The 15,831-nt window shown below is 59.7% G+C and carries 15 protein-coding genes; 3 read left to right on the top strand and 12 right to left on the bottom strand.

Annotated elements, in window-relative coordinates:
• Positions 1-122 precede the first annotated feature (122 nt).
• The 5 genes from P3C29_RS11495 to rplM form a co-directional block, all read right to left on the bottom strand.
• Entirely contained in the window at positions 123-902 is a 780-nt protein-coding gene (locus tag P3C29_RS11495; RefSeq protein WP_010170751.1) for a cytochrome c1, read from the bottom strand.
• Positions 902-2,113, bottom strand: coding sequence for a cytochrome bc complex cytochrome b subunit (locus P3C29_RS11500; RefSeq protein WP_003216042.1), 1,212 nt, complete (start codon positions 2,111-2,113; stop codon positions 902-904). The genes P3C29_RS11495 and P3C29_RS11500 overlap by 1 nt, the downstream gene beginning before the upstream one ends.
• Entirely contained in the window at positions 2,113-2,709 is a 597-nt protein-coding gene (gene petA / locus P3C29_RS11505) for a ubiquinol-cytochrome c reductase iron-sulfur subunit (RefSeq protein WP_003216040.1), read from the bottom strand. Before petA ends, P3C29_RS11500 begins: the two co-directional genes overlap by 1 nt.
• Positions 2,710-2,975: 266 nt before the next feature.
• Complete coding sequence (rpsI, locus tag P3C29_RS11510) at positions 2,976-3,368, bottom strand: 30S ribosomal protein S9 (RefSeq protein WP_003216038.1); 393 nt, start codon at positions 3,366-3,368, stop codon at positions 2,976-2,978.
• Between the two features lie 14 nt (positions 3,369-3,382).
• Entirely contained in the window at positions 3,383-3,811 is a 429-nt protein-coding gene (gene rplM / locus P3C29_RS11515; protein WP_003216032.1) for a 50S ribosomal protein L13, read from the bottom strand.
• A gap of 248 nt (positions 3,812-4,059) precedes the next feature.
• Here rplM and P3C29_RS11520 point away from each other — a divergent pair, with 248 nt between their 5' ends.
• Entirely contained in the window at positions 4,060-5,100 is a 1,041-nt protein-coding gene (locus P3C29_RS11520; protein ID WP_275964570.1) for an NADP(H)-dependent aldo-keto reductase, read from the top strand.
• A gap of 54 nt (positions 5,101-5,154) precedes the next feature.
• Here the strand turns inward: P3C29_RS11520 and P3C29_RS11525 are convergent, their stop codons facing one another.
• Positions 5,155-6,291: an acyl-CoA dehydrogenase family protein gene (locus P3C29_RS11525; protein ID WP_010170773.1), complete on the bottom strand. Its 1,137-nt coding sequence runs from the start codon at positions 6,289-6,291 to the stop codon at positions 5,155-5,157.
• Between the two features lie 220 nt (positions 6,292-6,511).
• On the opposite strand from P3C29_RS11525, the gene P3C29_RS11530 reads away from it, so the two are divergent.
• Positions 6,512-7,432 (top strand): GlxA family transcriptional regulator, encoded by a 921-nt coding sequence (locus tag P3C29_RS11530; protein ID WP_172834601.1) that lies wholly within the window; start codon positions 6,512-6,514, stop codon positions 7,430-7,432.
• A gap of 48 nt (positions 7,433-7,480) precedes the next feature.
• On the opposite strand, the gene zapE is transcribed toward P3C29_RS11530, so the two are convergent.
• The 3 genes from zapE to P3C29_RS11545 form a co-directional block, all read right to left on the bottom strand.
• Positions 7,481-8,575 carry a cell division protein ZapE gene (zapE, locus tag P3C29_RS11535; RefSeq protein ID WP_003216025.1) on the bottom strand — a complete coding sequence of 365 codons (1,095 nt, stop codon included), beginning with the start codon at positions 8,573-8,575 and terminating at the stop codon, positions 7,481-7,483.
• A 78-nt stretch (positions 8,576-8,653) separates the two neighbouring features.
• Entirely contained in the window at positions 8,654-10,009 is a 1,356-nt protein-coding gene (locus P3C29_RS11540; RefSeq protein ID WP_275964571.1) for a tryptophan--tRNA ligase, read from the bottom strand.
• A 16-nt stretch (positions 10,010-10,025) separates the two neighbouring features.
• Positions 10,026-10,655, bottom strand: a complete 630-nt coding sequence (locus P3C29_RS11545; RefSeq protein ID WP_275964572.1) for an alpha/beta fold hydrolase — start codon at positions 10,653-10,655, stop codon at positions 10,026-10,028.
• Positions 10,656-10,802: 147 nt separating this feature from the next.
• Between P3C29_RS11545 and P3C29_RS11550 the strand changes: the two genes are divergently transcribed.
• The gene (locus P3C29_RS11550) at positions 10,803-11,240 is read left to right on the top strand and encodes a DUF1043 family protein (protein WP_010170781.1); all 438 of its coding nucleotides are present in this window, start codon (positions 10,803-10,805) and stop codon (positions 11,238-11,240) included.
• 920 nt (positions 11,241-12,160) lie between these two features.
• Here the strand turns inward: P3C29_RS11550 and P3C29_RS11555 are convergent.
• The 3 genes from P3C29_RS11555 to P3C29_RS11565 form a co-directional block, all read right to left on the bottom strand.
• A complete protein-coding gene (locus P3C29_RS11555; protein ID WP_275964573.1) occupies positions 12,161-13,885 on the bottom strand; it encodes an ABC transporter ATP-binding protein/permease in 1,725 nt (574 codons plus the stop codon).
• A 99-nt stretch (positions 13,886-13,984) separates the two neighbouring features.
• Positions 13,985-14,545 (bottom strand): response regulator transcription factor, encoded by a 561-nt coding sequence (locus tag P3C29_RS11560; RefSeq protein ID WP_003216016.1) that lies wholly within the window; start codon positions 14,543-14,545, stop codon positions 13,985-13,987.
• Positions 14,538-15,800: an ATP-binding protein gene (locus P3C29_RS11565; protein WP_201125374.1), complete on the bottom strand. Its 1,263-nt coding sequence runs from the start codon at positions 15,798-15,800 to the stop codon at positions 14,538-14,540. Before P3C29_RS11565 ends, P3C29_RS11560 begins: the two co-directional genes overlap by 8 nt.
• Positions 15,801-15,831 lie beyond the last annotated feature (31 nt).

A 15,831-nucleotide genomic window follows, 5' to 3' on the forward strand; every position in this document is an offset into this window, starting at 1 on the left:
ATTATCGGAAGCTCAAAAACGAGCGCGCCCAGTGAGCATCTCCGTGACGCCTGGATAAACCAGGCTTACCTTCAGAGATGCCGCTGGGCGCGCAAGATTAACAGCAATTACTTACGGTTGGATCAATGCACATCCTTCCAGTATTCGCGTTTCAGCAGATAGGCGAACACGAAGAAGAAGGCCAGGTACAGCAACACATAGGTACCAATGCGCTGATGCTGCAGCTTCACTGGGTTGGCCGAGTAGGCCAGGAAGGTCACCAGATTCTTGACCTTCTCGTCGAACTGCTCTTCGTTCAGCGCGCCGGTCTTCGGCACTATGGTCAGCTGATCGCACGCTTCATGAGTCAAAGGCGTACCGGTGAGCGGATCATACTGCTTCTTGCCGTCTTCGACGATTTGTACTTGCTTGCATCCTACCACCTGACGGCCTTGCAGGCCGACCAGAACGTTAGGCATACCGACGTTCGGGAACACTTTGTTGTTCACGCCGTAGGGACGCGTCGGGTCTTCGTAGAAGGACTTCAGGTAGCCGTAGAGCCAATCGGTACCACGCACACGGGCCACCAGGGTCAGGTCGGGCGGTGCAGCCCCGAACCAGGTCTTGGCGTCGGCCGGTTGCATGCCGATGGTCATGTGGTCGCCGATCTTCGCACCGGTGAACACCGAGTGGCTGAGCATCACGTCATGGGGGATGCCCAGGTCATCGGCTACGCGCTCGTAACGCTGGAACTTGGCACTGTGGCAGCCCATGCAGTAGTTGGTGAACGTGCGCAGCCCGTCCTGCATCGCAGCCTTGTCCGACACATCGATGTCGACTTTTTCCAGCTCTGGGCCGTGTTCAGCGGCGAAAGACAGCAGCGGCAAGGCCGCAAGAATGAATGCAACGAATAATTTTTTCATCAGCCAGTCACCCTTTCCGGTACCGGTTTGGTCTTCTCGAGCCGGGTGTAGAACGGCATCAGAATGAAGTAGGCGAAGTACAGGAAGGTGCAGACCTGCGACAGCAACGTACGCTCCGGGGTCGGCGCCAACACGCCCAGTACACCCAGGATCACGAACGCAATGCAGAACACCCACAGCCAGATCTTGCTCAGCCAGCCCTTGTAGCGCATGGACTTGACCGGGCTACGGTCGAGCCAGGGCAGCACGAACAGCACCGCAATCGCCGCGCCCATGGCGATAACGCCCATGAGTTTGTCGGGAATTGCACGCAAGATCGCGTAGAACGGGGTGAAGTACCAGACCGGGGCAATGTGTTCCGGGGTCTTGAAGGCGTTCGCCTGTTCGAAGTTCGGTTTCTCGAGGAAATAACCGCCCATCTCCGGGAAAAAGAACACGATCGAGCAGAAGATGAACAGGAACACCACCACGCCGACGATATCTTTCACGGTGTAGTACGGGTGGAACGGAATGCCGTCCAGCGGTACGCCGTTTTCGTCCTTGTGCTTCTTGATGTCCACGCCGTCGGGGTTGTTCGAACCCACTTCGTGCAACGCCAGGATGTGCAGCACCACCAGGCCCAGGATCACGATCGGCAAGGCCACCACGTGCAAGGCGAAGAAGCGGTTCAGGGTGATCCCGGAGATCAGGTAGTCACCACGAATCCACTGGGTCAGGTCGTTGCCGATGACCGGGATCGCGCCGAACAGCGAGATGATCACCTGGGCACCCCAGTAGGACATCTGGCCCCACGGCAGCAGGTAGCCCATGAAGGCCTCGGCCATCAGCGCCAGGTAGATCAGCATGCCGAACACCCACACCAGCTCGCGGGGCTTCTGGTACGAACCGTAGAGCAGGCCACGGAACATGTGCATGTAGACGACGATGAAGAACGCCGAGGCGCCGGTAGAGTGCAGCAGACGCAGGATCGAGCCGTACTCGACGTCGCGCATGATGTATTCGACGGAGGCGAAGGCTTCTTCGGCCGACGGGGTGTAGCTCATTGTCAGCCAGACACCGGTAACGATCTGGTTGACCAGTACCAGAAGTGCCAGGGAGCCAAAGAAATAGAAGAAGTTGAAGTTCTTCGGTGCGTAGTACTTGCTGAGGTGGTCTTCCCACATTTTGGTCGCGGGGAAGCGCGCATCCACCCAATCCATGAACTTGCTCATCAGGCTTTCTCCCCCTCGTCGACGCCAATGACAATGACACTGTCAGTCTCATAGTGATGTGGCGGAACTGGCAGGTTCAGTGGTGCGGGTTGTGACTTGTAGACGCGGCCGGCGAGGTCGTAGTGAGAACCGTGGCACGGGCAGAAATAGCCCCCGACCCAGTCCTTGCCCAGGTCCGCGGGCGCCACTTCCGGGCGGAAGGTGGGAGAGCAACCCAAGTGGGTGCAGATACCGATCAGCAGCAGAATCTCCGGCTTGATCGAGCGAATTTCCTTATCGACGTAAGCGGGTTGGTCGGAATTCTTCGAGTCGGGGTCAGACAGTTGGCCCTCGATCTTCTTCAGATTTCCCAGGATTTCCTCGGTACGACGAACGATGAACACTGGCTGACCGCGCCACTCAGCAATCATTTGCTGGCCTGGATCGATCTTGCTGACATTCACCTTCACCGGTGCACCTGCGGCTTTCGCCTTGGCACTGGGAAACCATGACCCCACGAACGGGACCGCAGCCCCCACCGCTCCTGCAGCACCCACCACGGATGTGGCTGCTACCAAGAAGCGACGCCGGCCTGCATTCACGCCGTCATTGCTCATTCAGTCCTCTCCCATCAGCTTTGTGGCCTGTTAAATCAGGCGTCTACTAAGTGTTAAATCTGAACTTATAAAAATTTTGCCGAATGGTAATGAAAAGCCCCACGTCTGACAAGGTAATTACCCCCGGCACTGGCTCCAAGCCTTTGAGTATAGGGGCTCTACGGATGTGGCAAGTTGTCACAGAGATTTTTTTACATAAATAGCAGGCAATAAAAAACGCCCAGCTCCGTGAGGAGGCTGGGCGTTTTCTGGAACGTAAAAGCGAATTAACGCTTCGAGTACTGCGGACGCTTACGCGCTTTACGCAGACCAACTTTCTTACGTTCAACTTCACGAGCATCGCGAGTAACGAAGCCAGCTTTGCGCAGAGCGCCACGCAGGGTTTCGTCGTACTGCATCAGAGCGCGAGTGATACCGTGGCGGATTGCGCCAGCTTGACCACTTACACCGCCACCGATAACGGTGACGTAGATGTCGAACTTTTCAACGGTCTCGGTCAATTCCAGCGGCTGACGAACTACCATGCGGGCAGTTTCGCGACCGAAGAAATTTTCCAGAGTGCGGTTGTTGATCGAGATGTTACCAGTACCCGGACGCAGGAAAACGCGAGCGGTAGCGGTTTTGCGACGGCCAGTGCCGTAATTTTGAGTCGCCGACATAATGAACTATTCCGTTAAAACTTCAGTTCTTGGGGCTGCTGAGCAGCATGAGGGTGAGCAGCGCCCGCATAGACTTTCAGCTTGCGATACATGTCGCGACCCAGTGGGCCCTTCGGCAGCATACCTTTGACCGCGATTTCAATCGGGGCTTCAGGCTTTTTGGAGATCAGGCCTTCGAAGTTCGAAGACTTGATACCGCCTGGGAAACCGGAGTGACGGTAGTACATTTTGTCTTGCGCTTTGTTGCCGGTAACACGTACCTGCTCGGCGTTGATGATGACAATGTAGTCACCGGTATCAACGTGAGGGGTGTACTCAGGCTTGTGCTTGCCACGCAGACGGCTGGCGACTTCAGTGGCCAGACGACCCAGGGTCTGACCAGCGGCGTCGACGACAAACCAGTCGCGCTGAACTGTTTCTGGTTTTGCAGTAAAAGTTGTCATTCTTTAATAGCCTCAGGGGCCGCCCTGTAAATTAGACGGCGGATCTTACTGAATAGTGCGTACTTTGACAAGTCAAAGGCAGCCGGATACAGACGCTATCGGGGGCTCGGGTCGGCGCGTCCGTTCAACGGCAAGATTCTTCGGCAGGCGGCGCATCACTTCCACTGCAGAAAGAGGTGGGCAATTATGCAGATTGCCAAAAAAATTTCAACCTGCTTTTATGATTGTTTTCCCCGAAGGAGTACCCGATGGACTATCGACAGCTGGGCCGAACCGATCTGAACGTGAGCGCGATAGCCTTGGGCACCATGACCTGGGGCGAGCAGAACAGCGAGGCAGAGGCCTTCGCACAGATCGAACGGGCCAAGGCCGCGGGAATCAACTTCCTCGACACCGCAGAAATGTACCCGGTACCGCCCAAGGCCGACACCTACGCCACCACCGAGCGCTACATCGGTAATTACTTCAAAAGCCGTGGCGACCGTGCCGACTGGATCCTCGCCAGCAAGATCGCCGGCCCCGGCAACACCATCGACTACATCCGCGATGGCAGCCTCAAGCACAACCGCAAACACATCGCCGAAGCCCTGGACGCGAGCCTCAAGCGCCTGCAAACCGACTGGATCGACCTCTACCAGTTGCACTGGCCCGAGCGCAGCACCAACTTTTTCGGCCAACTGAGCTACAAGCACAAGGCTGAAGAGGACCTGACCCCGCTGGAAGAAACCCTCGAAGCCCTGGATGAGCAGGTCAAGGCCGGCAAGATCCGCCACATCGGCCTGTCCAACGAAACCCCATGGGGCACCATGAAGTTCCTGGCCCTGGCCGAGGCCCGCGGCTGGACCCGCGCGGTGTCGATCCAGAACCCCTACAACCTGCTCAACCGCAGCTTTGAAGTGGGCCTGGCGGAAATCGCCATCCGTGAACAATGTGGGTTGCTGGCCTATTCGCCCCTGGCCTTCGGCATGCTCAGCGGCAAATACGAAGGTGGCGCACGCCCGGCCAAGGGCCGCCTGAGCCTCTACAGCCGCTTCAGCCGCTACTTCAACGCCCAGTCGGAAGCAGCCTGCAGCCGCTATGTGGCACTGGCCCGCGAGCACGGCCTGGACCCGGCGCAGATGGCATTGGCGTTTGTGACACAACAGCCGTTCGTGACCAGCAACATCATTGGTGCCACGACCCTGGAGCAGCTGGATAGCAACATCGCCAGCGCCGACCTGAAACTGTCGGATGAGGTGCTGGCGGGGATTGAGGCGATCCAGAAGGATCATCCGAATCCTGCGCCGTGATTGACCCTGTGGTGAGGGGACAAGCCCCCTCGCCACATGAATCTCTCTGCGCCGTCAAAGCGCCCGCGCAATAATCTCCTTCATGATCTCGTTCGTCCCCGCATAAATCCGCTGCACCCGCGCATCCGCCCACGCCCGGGCAATCGGGTATTCCCACATAAAGCCGTACCCCCCGTGCAACTGCACGCACTCATCCAGCACCTTGCACTGCAAATCCGTGGCCCAGTATTTGGCCATCGCCGCCGTGGGCACATCGAGCTTGCCTTCCAGGTGCAACTCCATGCACTTGTCGACAAACACTCGGCCAATCTGGGTTTCCGTAGCAATCTCCGCCAGCTTGAAACGGGTGTTCTGGAAATCAATGATCGCCTTGCCGAACGCCTTGCGGTCGCGGGTGTACTCCAGCGTCCATTGCAACGCCGCCTCGGCTGAAGACAACGCGCCAATCGCCACCGTCAGGCGCTCCTGCGGCAACTCCTGCATCAGATAGGCAAAGCCCATCCCGGCCTGGCCCAGCAGGTTCTCCTTGGGTACACGCACATCCTGGAAGAACAGCTCCGAGGTGTCCTGGGCCTTCATCCCGACCTTCTCCAGGCGCTTGCCCTTGTCGAAGCCCGGCGTGTTGGCCTCCACCAGGAACAGGCTGGTGCCCTTGGCGCCGGCCTTGGGGTCGGTCTTGGCGACGACAATCACCAGGTCCGCCAGGTAGCCGTTGGTGATGAACGTCTTGGAGCCGTTGATCACGTATTCATCACCGTCCAGCACCGCCGTGGTCTTGACCCCTTGCAGGTCCGACCCGGCACCCGGCTCGGTCATGGCGATGGCCGTGACCATCTCCCCGGAGATCAGCTTGGGCAGGTATTTGTGCTTCAGTGCCTCACTGCCGTAATGCAGGATGTAAGGCGCGACGATGTCCGAATGCAGGGAGAAACCAATCCCGGTCAGCCCCAGCCGGCTGATCTCTTCGATCACCACCGCGCTGTAGAGAAAGTCCGCCCCGAGGCCGCCGTACTCTTCCGGCAAGTGCGAGCAAAGCATCCCCGCCTCCCCCGCCTTGTTCCACAGGTTGCGGTCAATGTAGCCCTGCTTTTCCCATTGCCCGTGGAACGGCGCCGCGTCTTTTTCGAGGAAGGTGCGCACGCTCTGGCGGAAGAGTTCGTGCTCCGAGCTGAACAAGGTTCTGGGAATCATGGGTCACCTGCGTGAATTGTCGGACAAGACCGGGATCACAGAGCCTAAGCCGCGAAGGCGTCACGGGACACTGGACACATGCGACAAAAAATAAGACGATCCAGCCGTCTGGTGACCACTTTCCCCTATAAGAATAAATGAAATTATGTCTAACCAAATCTCCACGCCCTTGCGGCGCGTCAGCATTTTGGCCATTGATCGGGTATTCGCTTCAACCCTCATGCAAGCCAAGGATTTTTTCCATCTCGCCAGCCTGCGCTACGGCAAACAGCTGGGCCAGGGCCTCACACCTGCGTTTGAAACCCGCCTCGTCAGCCCCGACGGGCAATCGGTGCGCAGCTTCAGCGACGTGATCATGCCGGTGGACGGAGGCCTCGAAAACGCCGACATCATCGTGCTCCCGGCCTTCTGGGACGACTTCGACTCACTGTGCCAACGCTACCCCCAAGTACTGCCCTGGCTGCGCGAACAACACGCCCGTGGCGCCGTGCTCTGCGGCGAAGCCACCGGCGTGTTCTGGCTTGCCGAAGCCGGCTTGCTGGACGGTAAGGAGGCGACCACCTACTGGCGCTTCTTCAACGCCTTCAGCGAACGCTTCCCCAAGGTGCAACTGAACCAGGACAAGCACCTGACCGACGCCGACAACCTCTACTGCGCCGGCGGCACCACCTCGGCCTGCGACCTCTACATCTACCTGATCGAGCGCTTCTGTGGCGCCAACATCGCCCAGGCGGTCGCCCGCGACATCCTTTATGAAGTGCAACGCAGCTATGCCCCGGGGCGTATCGGTTTTGGCGGCCAGAAGCTGCACCAGGACGTGATCATCCTGCAAATCCAGCATTGGCTCGAAGAACACTTCGCCGACAAGTTCCGCTTCGAAGACGTGGCCCGGGAGCACGGCATGAGCATCCGCAACTTCATGCGCCGCTTCCAGACCGCCACCGGCGACAAGCCGCTGCATTACCTGCAACGCCTGCGCATCGAGACGGCCAAGGGCTTGCTGTCCGGCAGTCGCAAAAGCATCAAGACCATCAGTTACGAGGTGGGTTACGACGACGCGAGCTTCTTTGCGCGGCTGTTCCGGCAACACACCGAGTTGTCACCCAACCAGTACCGCCAGCAATTCCAGCAGGCGGCGTAAAAAAAAGGCCCGCATCGCTGCGGGCCTTTTTCATTTCGAGCACATCGCTTACGGCTTGTGCGCCCGCGACAGGAACTCGTGGGACTGCATTTCCAGCAAGCGGCTCAAGGTCCGTTGGAATTCGAAGTTCAAGCGACCGCCGGTGTAGAGATCCTTGAGCTCGACTTCCGCCGAGATGATCAGCTTGACGTTACGGTCGTAGAATTCGTCGACCATGTTGATAAAGCGCCGCGCGATGTCGTCGGTGGTGACGCTCATCTGCTCGACGCCGCTCAGGATCACCGCGTGGAAGATCTTGCCCAGTTCGATGTAGTCGTTCTGGCTGCGGGGGCCGTCGCACAGTTCGCGGAATTCGAACCAGGCCACGTCATCGCAGGTGCGCAACGCAATGATTTCGCGGTTTTCGATGATCAACTTGTCGTTTTCGATCGCCTGGGTGCATTCCGGCGTCAGTGCGCGGAAGCTTTTGCGCAGGCTTTCCTGGGCCACTTCGTTGAGCGGGTAGTGGAACAGTTCGGCTTGCTCAAGGTGACGCAGGCGGTAGTCGACGCCGCTGTCGACGTTGACGATGTCGGTGTTCTGCTTGATCAGGGCAATGGCCGGCAGGAAGCGCGCGCGTTGCAGGCCGTCCTTGTACAGGCCATCGGGCACGATGTTCGAGGTGGCGACCAGGGTCACGCCGTTCTTGAACAGCTCTTCCATCAGGGTGCCGAGAATCATCGCGTCGGTGATGTCGGACACGAAGAACTCATCGAAACAGATCACCCGGGCTTCTTCCGAGAAGCGCTTGGCGATGATGGTCAGCGGGTTCTTCTCGCCCGGCAGGGTCTTCATCTCTTCGTGCACGCGCTTCATGAAGCGGTGAAAGTGAGTACGGACCTTTTCCTTGAACGGCAGCGCTTCAAAGAAGGTATCGACCAGGTAAGTCTTGCCCCGGCCAACACCACCCCAGAAGTACAGGCCCTTGACCGGCGTGTGGTCTTTCTTGCCAAACAACTTGCTGAACATGCCCGGCTTGTTCTGCGAGGCCTGGACCAGATCGTCGTACAGGCGCTGCAAATGGCGCACCGCAGTTTCCTGGGCAGCGTCATGGAAGAATTCCGGGCGTTTCAGATCAGCTTGATATCGTTCTAGGGGCGTCATAATTCGTTAGCAAGGCAACAAAAACGGGCCGCCACTGTAACGACGGCCCTGAAGAATGGCAATCAACCCTTGGTCGGGTCAATCCTCGAGTGGGGTCAACGCAACGCGCAAGGCTTCAATCGCCGCATCCCGCGAGACGCTGTCGGCGAACGCCGGGCTATCGGCGACGACTTCACCGTCCAGCCACACGCTGAAGCTCGAGGCTTCACTGCGTACATCCAACGCCTGACCCGACTGCAGCTGCTTGGTCACCGCGCCGGCGGTTTTACCGTCGGCAAAGTTGCGCGACAGCAGCAGTTGCTCGCCTTCGGCCGCCAGCAAACGGAAGCGGAAGCTGCCGTCGTCTTCGCGGAAGCTGACAAAACGCGCGGCTTTCGCAGCCTTCTTCCTGGTGGTGGCGGCAACGGCGACCGGGTTGACGAACGAACGCAAGCCCACCGCTTCACGCAGCTCGGCCAGGAACGGTGCCGCCACGGCACGGGCCTTGTGGGCGCCGATCAGCAGCAGGTCTTCCATGTCCGACGGGCGCGACATCAGTTGGTGGTAACGCTCACGCGCCTCACCCAGTTGGCCGTCCAGCAATTGGAACAGACGGTTCTTCGCCTCGCCCCAGCCCAGGCCTTGCAGCAGTTCGCCGCGGAATTCTTCTTCCTGGGCCTTGGTGGCAAATGCCTGGTACAGGGTGAACAGGTGGGAGTTGTCCGGATCTTTCGCTTCGCCCGGCGCGCGGGAGTCGGTGACGATGCGCGAGATCGCGTCCTTCATGTCCTTGGCGCTGGTGAACAACGGGATGGTGTTGTCGTAGCTCTTCGACATCTTGCGGCCATCCAGGCCCGGCAAGGTGGCGACGCTTTCTTCGATCAGCGCCTCGGGCATGGTGAAGAATTCCTTGCCATTGCCGAACAGGTGGTTAAAGCGCTGGCCGATGTCCCGGGCCATTTCCACGTGCTGGATCTGGTCACGACCGACCGGCACCTTATGGGCGTTGAACATCAGGATGTCCGCCGCCATCAGCACCGGGTAGCTGTACAGGCCCATGGTGATGCCCGCATCCGGGTCTTCGCCGTTTTCCAGGTTCTTGTCCACCGAGGCCTTGTAGGCGTGCGCACGGTTGAGCAGGCCCTTGGCCGCCACGCAGGTCAGCAACCAGGTCAGCTCGGGGATTTCCGGGATGTCGGACTGGCGATAGAACGTCACGCGGTTCACATCCAGGCCACCGGCCAGCCAGGTCGCAGCGATTTCCATGCGCGAGCGCTGGATGCGCTGCGGGTCATCGCACTTGATCAGGGCGTGGTAGTCGGCCAGGAAGTAGAAGGAGTCGGCATTGGCGTCCTGGCTGGCAAGGATCGCCGGGCGAATCGCGCCGGCGTAGTTGCCCAGGTGCGGCGTGCCGGTAGTGGTGATGCCAGTGAGGATGCGGGTACGGGTCGTCATGGGTGATCGCTTGTCATCAATTCGAAAGACGTGGCAGCACAAGATCCTTGAGATCGGTCAGCTTGCCATGAAAAAAGTGTCCGCATTCTGCCACTTTCAGAAGCGTATGGGGACGATTCAGGGCGGCGGACCAGTCGTAGACCAGCTGCGGGTCGACCACTTCGTCGGTTTCCGGCTGGATCACGGTCAATGGGCAGCCCTGCGGCAACACGTCGTTATCTCGCAGGCGCATCACCGCCGCGGCCACCATGAACAGGTGGGCGAGTTTTTCGCCCTTGGCTTCCAGGCGGCCGCCGAGGGTGCCTGCCACAAACCCGCCGAAGGAAAACCCCAGCAGGGTGATCGGCAGGTCGGGATGCTTTTCACGCAGCCAGGTGGCGGCGGCTTCGGCGTCGTCGACTTCACCGGTGCCCATATCGTGCGTACCGGCGCTGGCGCCGACACCGCGATAATTGAATCGCAATGTGATCAAGCCGGCATCGCGCGCAGTGCGTTGCAGGGTCGATACGACTTTGTTGAGCATGGTGCCGCCCTGCACCGGGTTAGGGTGGCAGATCAGCGCCAGGCCACGTGGCTCGGGGTGATCCAGATACAGGGCTTCCAGTTGGCCTACCGGGCCATCGATCAAAACGGGGGTTTCACGCATCAGCAAGGAAGGAACTCCGTGACCTCTCAAGGGGTCGACTCGTCTAGCTAAAAGTCTGTGCATGGCATCATTGCGAGCTTAATCGCGGTATACAGCGCAGGTCCGAGCCGTTAACGTAAAGCAAAGCCGTTTATAGAGGAAGGACTCGTGGAACACTCGCTCTTAGTTTGGTTGTTGCCGACTCTCGCCTTGGTTGCCGGTGTCGCCATTGGATTCCTGGTTGCCCGCCTGCTGCCGAATGCCGCGCCTAACCGCACGCAGCGTCAGCTGGATGACATTCAGGAACGTTTTGACAGTTATCAGAACGAGGTTGTTACCCACTTCAACAGCACCGCGACCCTGGTGAAAAAGCTCACTCAGAGCTACCAGGAAGTACAGGATCATCTCGCCGAGGGTGCCAACCGCCTGGCCCTGGACGACATCACCCGCCAGCGTCTGCTGGCCGCGCTGCATTCCGATGCCCCGCAAGCGCCACGGGAACGCCTGACCCCACCCCGGGAAAACCAGGAACCGCCACGGGACTACGCGCCAAAAACGCCAAACGCCCCGGGGATGCTGGATGAGCATTACGGCTTGAAGAAGTAATACGTTTTCAAGCGACATGAAAAAGCCCGGCTGATCGATGATCAGCCGGGCTTTTTTTGTTTGGCTTCGTTGGATGGAGTGAGTACATATCCGTTGCTGCGGTCGGGGCTGCTATGGGTTCCGCCCTTACGGCGGCTCACTTTTGAACAGCGCAAAAGTAAGCAAAACGCTCTTGCCCCACCACTCGGCACCTCGCTCAGGCTCGGTGTGCCCTCACTCCGGTACTACTCCGCGGGCCGCCGCGACGGGGCGTCCCTGCCCCGTCGCGGCTAAACCGGCGTCCTGCCGGTTTACCCGCTCCGTACTACCTGCGTTCGGCCAGCGTGGTTTAACGGGGCGCCTAAGATCAAGATCAAAAGCAGATCAACAGCACAGCGGCCTACAGGCCGGCTTGAGTGGTGTGAAGCAAAGGCAAAATCAAAATCAAAAGCCAGAGCGGGCACGGTCAAATGTGGGAGCTGGCTTGCCTGCGATGGCATCAACTGGATGTACCTGAAAAACCGAGGTGTCTGCATCGCAGGCAAGCCAGCTCCCACAGAAAAGCAGAGCTGCATCCGTTTCAGATTTGGTTTTCGCTTTGGCTTTCGCTTTTGATCTGGCTTCTACCACTCAAGCCGGCCTGTAGGCCGCTGTGCTCTTGCTTTTGATCTTGATCTGACTGCCCCAATAAGCCCGAGGCCGAACGCAGGGATTGAGGAGCGGGTAAACCGGCAGGACGCCGGTTTAGCCGCGACGGGGCAGGGACGCCCCGTCGCGGCGGCCCGCGGAGCAATGCCGGAGTGAGGGAACGCCGAGCCTAGGCGAGGCGCCGACAGGCGGGGCAGAGCGTTTTGGTTACTTTTGCGCTTTTCAAAAGTGACCCGCTGTAAGAGCGGAACCACAAGTAGCCGTTACCGAAAAAACGGATATGCCCCAAAGTCTCAAACCAGCACCTGCTCCGCCAACTGCCCGTTCTCGATCCGCACATGCCGCCCATGGAAGCGCTTGAGGCTGCTGCGGTGCCCGACGCTGACGATGCTCAACCCCGGCAACTCATCGATCAACGCCTGATACAGCGCCGCCTCGTCCTCCTCGTCCATCGCCGACGTAGCTTCATCCATATACAGCCATTGCGGCGCAAACAGCAATGCGCGAGCAAACGCCAGACGCTGCTGCTCACCCGGTGACAACATGCGCTGCCAGTGATTGGCTTCATCCAACCGCGGAATCAGATGCGCCAGGCGGCAGGTTTCCAGCACCTGTGCATAACGTTCCGCCGGGTAGGCGCCCTCCTCCTGTGGATAACTCAACACGCCGCGCAAGGTGCCAATCGGCAGATACGGCTTCTGCGGCAGGAACAGGTAACGCTCGGCCGGCAAGCGAATGTTGCCGTGACCGTTTGGCCACAGATTACCCATGGCCCGCAGCAAGGTAGATTTACCGCTGCCGGAGCGACCGCTGAGCATCAGGCGCTCCCCCTCGGCGACGGTCAGGTTGGCGCCGTCGAGCAGGTGACGACCATCGGCCAGGTCCAGACTGAGGTTGTTCATCTGCAAATTGCCGCCCTGACGCTGCAACTCAATGCCCATGTTGCGGCCTTCGTTTTCTTCCATCGCCTCGCCAAAACTCAGCAGACGATCACAGGTCGCGCGCCAGCTGGCCAACACGGTATATGCGTCGACAAACCAGCTCAGGCTGCCCTGCACGCTGCCAAAGGCACTGGCCACCTGCATCAGCACACCCAGCTCTATCTGCCCGGAAAAGTAGCGCGGCGCGGCCACCACAAACGGAAAGATGATCGCAATCTGCGAGTAACCGCTGGTGAAGAAATTCAGGCGCTTCTTGAGCTGCATGATGCTCCAGAAGTTGCTCCACACCCGCCCGAAACGTGCACTCAGCTGTTGGTGTTCATTCGGCTCGCCATTGAACAGCGCGATGCTTTCGGCGTTCTCGCGCACCCGCACCAGGCTGAAACGCAAGTCGGCCTCAAACCGTTGTTGGCGGTTGCTCAAGCCGATCAGTTTTCGACCAATCAAGTGGGTCAACCAACTGCCCAGCACGGCATACACCAGCGCCGCCCAGAACATGTAGCCGGGAATCGTAATGCCCCACACTTCAATGCTGCCGGACACGCCCCACAAAATCACCGAGAACGACACCAGGCTGACCAGGTTACTGATAAAACCCAGGCCCAGGCTCAGGGTGCTGCTGGTGAAGGCGTTGAGGTCTTCGGAGATACGCTGGTCGGGGTTATCGGTGTAGCCGCCGTATTCCAGGTGGTAGTAGTTCTTCTGGCTCAGCCACTTGGCGAAGTAGGTTTCGGTCAGCCAGCGCCGCCAGCGGATGGTGAGCATTTGCTGCAAATAAGACGTGAACACCCCGGTGACGATCGCCACCACGGCGATCACGCTGAAGTACATCAGCAAATGGGTGAAGGCGTCGTAGTCCTTTTTTTCCAGGGCGTTGTAGAAGTCACGGTTCCAGCTGTTGAACCACACCGACACCGCCACACTGAACAGCGACAGCCCCAGCACCACCAGCAACAACAGCCAGGCCTTGCCCTTCTCCTCACTGCGCCAGTAAGGGGTGATCAGCGCCCAGACTTTCCTTAAAAATTGCCCACGCACCGCGTCATTGACCGCGGAATACTCAGCGTTCTGATTCATTGTTCAGGCTCGGTAGGAAATAAAGAACAGGCGTCGGACCGATCATAGCCGATCGATCCGGGGCTCCGTGCAGCCTGAAGCAGATTGTTCAGTCGCCGTTCAACGTCGTACCGGGCGCTTCTGCAGCTTGCGCTGCAACGTCCGGCGATGCATGCCCAGAGCACGGGCGGTGGCGGAGATATTGCCTTCGTGCTCGGTCAACACCCGCTGGATGTGCTCCCACTGCAGGCGGTCCACCGACATCGGGTTTTCCGGCACCAGGGTGTCGAGGTCGGCGTGCTCGGAGAGCAAGGCGGCCAGCACGTCGTCAGCGTCTGCCGGCTTGCACAGGTAGTTGCAGGCGCCGCGCTTGATGGCCTCCACAGCGGTGGCAATGCTGGAATAGCCGGTGAGGATCACCACGCGCATTTCCGGGTCCAGCTCCAGCAGCTTGGGCAGCAGCACCAGGCCGGAGTCACCATCCATTTTCAGGTCCAGGGCGGCGTATTCCGGCAGGTCGGCGGTGGCGATGGCCAGGCCTTCCTCGGCGGAACCTGCGGTGCTGACACGAAAGCCACGACGGCTCATGGCGCGGGCCATCACGCGGGTAAAGGTGGCGTCGTCATCTACCAGCAGCAGGTGCGGCAGTTCTTCGCCTTCGACTTGGATCTCGTCACTCATCGATGTCTCCTCGTGCGACACGGGGCAGGCGCAGCTCGGTGAGCGTGCCGCCTTCCTCATGACTATAGAGTTTCACTGAGCCGCCCGCGCGGGTCACGCTGGCCTTGCTCAAAAACAGGCCCAGGCCGAAGCCTTTGCCCTTGGTGGTAAAGAATGGCTTGCCGATCTGCTCGGCAATCGCCAGCGGCACACCGGCGCCGTGGTCGCGAATACTGATGGTGAGGTCTTCCGCGTCCCAGTTCAGGGTCACTTCCAACCCTTCCGGGCACGCATCGGCGGCGTTGTTCAGCAGGTTCAGCAGCGCCTGGGTCAGGTCCGGCGGCGGCGCCATGCGCGGCACTGCGCCCTGGCCCAGCAGGTGGAAACGGTAACTGGCTTCGGGACGCATCAGGTGCCAGCGGTTCAGGGCTTCGTCCAGCCACTGGGTGACGTCCTGCATCTCCACCGCCAGGCGGCGATTGGCTTCGGCGGCGCGCACCAGTTGCTGCAACGTCAACTTGCACTGCTTGACCTGTTCCTGCAGCACACCGAGGTCATCTTGCAGGGCCGGGTCGTGATGGTCCTGGGTCATTTCCTTGAGCAGCACGCTCATGGTTGCCAGCGGCGTGCCCAACTCGTGGGCCGCGCCGGCGGCCTGGGTCGCGACGGCCAGCAACTGCTGATCGCGCAGGCCTTCTTCACGGCGAATGGCGCGCAGCTCTTCCTGACGGCGCAGCTCCTCCGCCATGCGCGCGGCAAAGAACGTGATGACCGCCGCCGACAGGGCGAAACTCAACCACATGCCGTAGATCTGCAGGTTTTCCCGGGCGATGGGGAAAGTTTGCAGCGGGTAGAACTGCGCCAGCAGCAGGGTGTACAGGGCCAGGGCGATGCCCGACAGCACCACCGAATAGCGCCACGGCAAGGTCACCGCAGCGATGGTCAATGGCACCAAATAATAGGAAACGAAGGGGTTGGTGGAACCACCGGAGAAGTACAGCAACACACTGTGGATAAACAGGTCGCAGGCCAGTTGCAGCGCGTATTCCAGTTCAGTCACCGGCCACGTGGTGCGCAGGCGGATGGCAGTAAACGCGCACAGCACGGTGGAAAACCCGAGGGTGACCGCCAGTTGCAACCACGGCAGCGGCAGCAGGTTGAACCAATAGGCAAGCCCCACCGAACCGGCCTGTGCGGCCAGCACCAGGGTGCGGATGAACGTCAGGCGCCAAAGGTTCTGGCGGGTGGCGGAAGTCAGTTTTACGGCGGCGAGCATGAGCTCTCCCGATGAGCGCTGCAGGCGGATC

Origin of the sequence: Pseudomonas sp. 1912-s (assembly GCF_029269205.1) — a bacterium.
Taxonomy (GTDB): domain Bacteria; phylum Pseudomonadota; class Gammaproteobacteria; order Pseudomonadales; family Pseudomonadaceae; genus Aquipseudomonas.

What these genes read in the sequence shown, in the direction of transcription:
- petA (WP_003216040.1), bottom strand. Translation starts at nt 2,709, where the DNA reads ATGAGCAATGACGGCGTGAATGCAGGCCGGCGTCGCTTCTTGGTAGCA.
- P3C29_RS11525 (WP_010170773.1), bottom strand. Translation starts at nt 6,291, where the DNA reads ATGATTCCCAGAACCTTGTTCAGCTCGGAGCACGAACTCTTCCGCCAG.
- P3C29_RS11545 (WP_275964572.1), bottom strand. Translation starts at nt 10,655, where the DNA reads ATGCGTGAAACCCCCGTTTTGATCGATGGCCCGGTAGGCCAACTGGAA.
- rpsI (WP_003216038.1), bottom strand. Translation starts at nt 3,368, where the DNA reads ATGTCGGCGACTCAAAATTACGGCACTGGCCGTCGCAAAACCGCTACC.
- zapE (WP_003216025.1), bottom strand. Translation starts at nt 8,575, where the DNA reads ATGACGCCCCTAGAACGATATCAAGCTGATCTGAAACGCCCGGAATTC.
- P3C29_RS11560 (WP_003216016.1), bottom strand. Translation starts at nt 14,545, where the DNA reads ATGAGTGACGAGATCCAAGTCGAAGGCGAAGAACTGCCGCACCTGCTG.
- P3C29_RS11530 (WP_172834601.1), top strand. Translation starts at nt 6,512, where the DNA reads ATGCAAGCCAAGGATTTTTTCCATCTCGCCAGCCTGCGCTACGGCAAA.
- P3C29_RS11520 (WP_275964570.1), top strand. Translation starts at nt 4,060, where the DNA reads ATGGACTATCGACAGCTGGGCCGAACCGATCTGAACGTGAGCGCGATA.
- P3C29_RS11565 (WP_201125374.1), bottom strand. Translation starts at nt 15,800, where the DNA reads ATGCTCGCCGCCGTAAAACTGACTTCCGCCACCCGCCAGAACCTTTGG.
- rplM (WP_003216032.1), bottom strand. Translation starts at nt 3,811, where the DNA reads ATGACAACTTTTACTGCAAAACCAGAAACAGTTCAGCGCGACTGGTTT.
- P3C29_RS11540 (WP_275964571.1), bottom strand. Translation starts at nt 10,009, where the DNA reads ATGACGACCCGTACCCGCATCCTCACTGGCATCACCACTACCGGCACG.
- P3C29_RS11495 (WP_010170751.1), bottom strand. Translation starts at nt 902, where the DNA reads ATGAAAAAATTATTCGTTGCATTCATTCTTGCGGCCTTGCCGCTGCTG.
- P3C29_RS11555 (WP_275964573.1), bottom strand. Translation starts at nt 13,885, where the DNA reads ATGAATCAGAACGCTGAGTATTCCGCGGTCAATGACGCGGTGCGTGGG.
- P3C29_RS11500 (WP_003216042.1), bottom strand. Translation starts at nt 2,113, where the DNA reads ATGAGCAAGTTCATGGATTGGGTGGATGCGCGCTTCCCCGCGACCAAA.